Annotated in this window: 3 protein-coding genes; 1 reads left to right on the plus strand and 2 read right to left on the minus strand. The window is 37.2% G+C overall.

The genetic code is table 11. The annotated features are described in order from the left end of the window. Positions 1-34: 34 nt before the first annotated feature. Together ACOVQ4_RS01780 and ACOVQ4_RS01785 are read right to left on the minus strand one after the other, a co-directional pair. The gene (locus ACOVQ4_RS01780; protein ID WP_421818949.1) at positions 35-1,315 is read right to left on the minus strand and encodes a hemolysin family protein; all 1,281 of its coding nucleotides are present in this window, start codon (positions 1,313-1,315) and stop codon (positions 35-37) included. A 96-nt stretch (positions 1,316-1,411) separates the two neighbouring features. Then, on the minus strand, positions 1,412-2,629 hold the full coding sequence (locus tag ACOVQ4_RS01785; RefSeq protein WP_421818950.1) for an MFS transporter: 1,218 nt from the start codon (positions 2,627-2,629) through the stop codon (positions 1,412-1,414). Between the two features lie 236 nt (positions 2,630-2,865). Between ACOVQ4_RS01785 and ACOVQ4_RS01790 the strand changes: the two genes are divergently transcribed. Next, positions 2,866-3,090: a hypothetical protein gene (locus ACOVQ4_RS01790; RefSeq protein WP_421818951.1), complete on the plus strand. Its 225-nt coding sequence runs from the start codon at positions 2,866-2,868 to the stop codon at positions 3,088-3,090. The last annotated feature ends 80 nt before the right edge of the window (positions 3,091-3,170 follow it).

A 3,170-nucleotide genomic window follows, 5' to 3' on the forward strand; every position in this document is an offset into this window, starting at 1 on the left:
CAAATTTTCAAATCTTCAAATTTTCAAATCCAAATCATCCCTCTGCATTTAAGATTTTAATTAAAAGCTTATCGACTTTAGCGCCGTCCATATCAATAATTTCGAAACTCATATTTTGCCAAATAATCGTATCTCCTTGTTGTGGCAAATCTGTCAATTCATTCAAGATTAGTCCCGCTACTGTATTGAAAGAGTATTCTTGGAAATGATTCGGTAAATCAAAAAACTGTAAAAAGTCGACCAAAGGATATTGTCCATCAATTAGCCACGAGCCATCTTCTCGCTTATCTAAACGATAACCATCGTGGTCAAAATCTGATACGTTTCCTACCAAAGCTTCCAGCAAATCATTGAGCGTCACGATACCTTGGGTTTGACCATATTCGTCAATGACAATCCCATAATGAATTTTACTATCCTTAAAACGCTGTAAAGCTTGATAAGCCGAAGCATTTTCAAGAATAAATTGTGGAGGCGAAAGATATAAGCTCAAATCAAAATCGGTTTGACTCAGAGGCAAAAACAAGTCTTTTAGGCGCACTACGCCAATAATATGGTCTTTGTCTTTTTCGTAAACAGGATATAACGAATGCAATTCTTCATGAATGACTTCTTTGATTCGGTCAGGAGAGTAACTCGCTTTCAAAAATACCACATCGTTTCGGTGCGTCATCAACGATGATACATTTCTATCGCCCAGACTAAACACACGTCCCACAATGTCTTGTTCTATTTCATGAACCTCGCCACTTTCGGTGCCTTCTTGCACAATCGCTTTGATTTCCTCTTCGGTTACTTTACTGTCGGTAGAGGGTTTGATATTGAGAATTTTGATGAGTAAATCTGATGAAAAAGTCAAAAGCCAAACAAAAGGAGCCGTAAGCGTCGATAGCATATTCATGGGGCGAGCCACCGTTTTGGCAATAAACTCAGGATTGGTGAGTCCAATACGCTTTGGAACAAGTTCCCCAAATACCAACGATAGATAAGTGATTAACAAAACCACTGTTGTGACCGCCAAAGTATGTTGGTAAGGAGCAAACAATTCAAATTGACCATAAAAAGCTTTTATATCATTGGTCATTTTTTCTCCCGAAAAAATACCCGTCAAAATACCAATTAGAGTAATTCCGATTTGAACTGTAGATAAAAAACGGTTGGGTTCATTGGCAATACTCAAAGCAATTTTGGCATTGCTATCTCCTTTTTTCGCAGCAGATTCGAGTCTTGCTTTTCGGGCAGAGACAAGTGCAATTTCTGACATTGAAAAAATGCCATTAAGTAAGATTAATAAAAAAATAATGAGTAGTTCCATGTAATAAAAATCAATCAACAGAATGATTTGAGAGTGAATATTTGAGGTACTAAGTTAGGGATTGTGTATGACAAATACTCACACGTAAAGACAGCATTAATTTGAATGTTTAATAAAATGCTTTTGTAGCAATAAAAAACCAAGCATCGAAGTCAAACATAATCCTCCCATGACATACCAAAGTTCCGCAAAATCCCATCTTTGGATAATCTGCGCACCAATGGTAGGAGCACTGATTTGGGCAATTGAATAACACATTGAATATAGCGCTAAATATTGGCCTCTATTTTTTTCGTTGGCTCTATCCACGACCAACGTTTGCATGAATGGCATAGCAAACATTTCGCCAATGGTATTAAAAGCCACCGAAAACCATATAAACATGACCGCTGTGGATACATTTAGCACAAAAAACGAACAAGCCGTAAGTAACAAACCTATGGCTATCAACACAGGACGAGGTAAGCGTTTTTCGATGGTGTGAACAAATATCATTTCGGTGGTAGCAATCAACAAACCATTGAAAACCATAAAAGCACCAATTCGAGATTCAGAAAGCTTTATGACTGTTCTGAAATATAAAGGTTCTAGCGAAAATAGTTGAAAAAATGGGATAGCATACATGATAACCAAAACCAGAAATACCCAATAATACTTATCCTTGTAAGCCGAATTGGGCAGATTACTCAGATGAGTTTCGGCAGACTTAGTGGAGGTCGTATCAAGAACTGGAGGTTTAATGAAAATTCTTAACAAGATAGCTGCTACAATACAGGTTACGCCATCGCCCCAAAACAGATAGTTGTAATCCATCTCTGCCAAAATACCGCCCATCCCGCCGCCGATAGACCACCCTAAGTTGATAGCCAAACGATTGAGTGTGTACGAGCGCGTGCGATTTTCGGGGGTGCTATAATAGGCTATAGAAGTGCCATTGGCTGGGCGGAAGGTTTCGCCAAGTGTTGTGAAAATAAATACTCCTGCACAAATGCTGTACAAGGAGGTTAATTGCATTAAAACCAATAAAGCAATTCCCGAAAGTAATAAACTGTAAAATTGGATAGGATAAAAGCCTATTTTATCGGTTAGTCTTCCGCCTAAAAAAGTGCCAAATAACGCTCCTGTGCCATAAAACGCCATGACAATCCCTGCATCAGCAACCGAGAAATGAAGTTTTTGAGTAAGATATAAAGTTAAAAATGGCAAAACCATCGTCCCACTACGATTGACAAACATAATGGCCGACAATAACCATACTGTTTTGGGCAATCCACCAAAGGCATTTTTGTAAATATATAAAGGTTTGAAAAACATATTTTTAGTTTGAGATTGATGCCGATTTTAGTCAATTGGCACCACTGCAAAATTGGCAAAAGTATATGAGGATTTGGTATGATTTTTGGGAGCTTTTTTTAAAAAAAACTATCTTTGGTTAACTGTCAAGCAACAAATTTAGTAATTTTGTTGTTAACTAGTTGAATAACAAATATTTCTATCCTGTTTGTACAAAAGATTGTTTTAACCACACAACCCACCAAAAGAATAGTGTTATGAAAGACTCGCCAGTAATTTTAACGCCCGAATCCGTAGAAATGCTTGTTGCGAATATCGCAGAGGAATTATTGAGAGGGCAAAATACATATAAGTCTGAAACGCAAGCTGTGCGTAAAAGAATAAAGATAGGAATGTTGAAAACACTTTCTTATCAAGAAATTCTTTATACCAATAGACAAGCGTCTAAACCAGAGCCAGTGACTCAATCCGACTTAGCATAGTCATTTGCCTTACCGCCATAAGGTGTAAAAAATAAGCTCCTTTTATCCTTCCTGACTTTATATAATCCTTTTAAAATTTT

It is taken from the genome of Flectobacillus sp. (assembly GCF_049240685.1).
GTDB lineage: Bacteria > Bacteroidota > Bacteroidia > Cytophagales > Spirosomataceae > Flectobacillus.

Excerpts from the sequence above, each read along its gene's own strand:
- ACOVQ4_RS01790 (WP_421818951.1), top strand. The coding sequence starts at position 2,866 with ATGAAAGACTCGCCAGTAATTTTAACGCCCGAATCCGTAGAAATGCTT.
- ACOVQ4_RS01785 (WP_421818950.1), bottom strand. The coding sequence starts at position 2,629 with ATGTTTTTCAAACCTTTATATATTTACAAAAATGCCTTTGGTGGATTG.
- ACOVQ4_RS01780 (WP_421818949.1), bottom strand. The coding sequence starts at position 1,315 with ATGGAACTACTCATTATTTTTTTATTAATCTTACTTAATGGCATTTTT.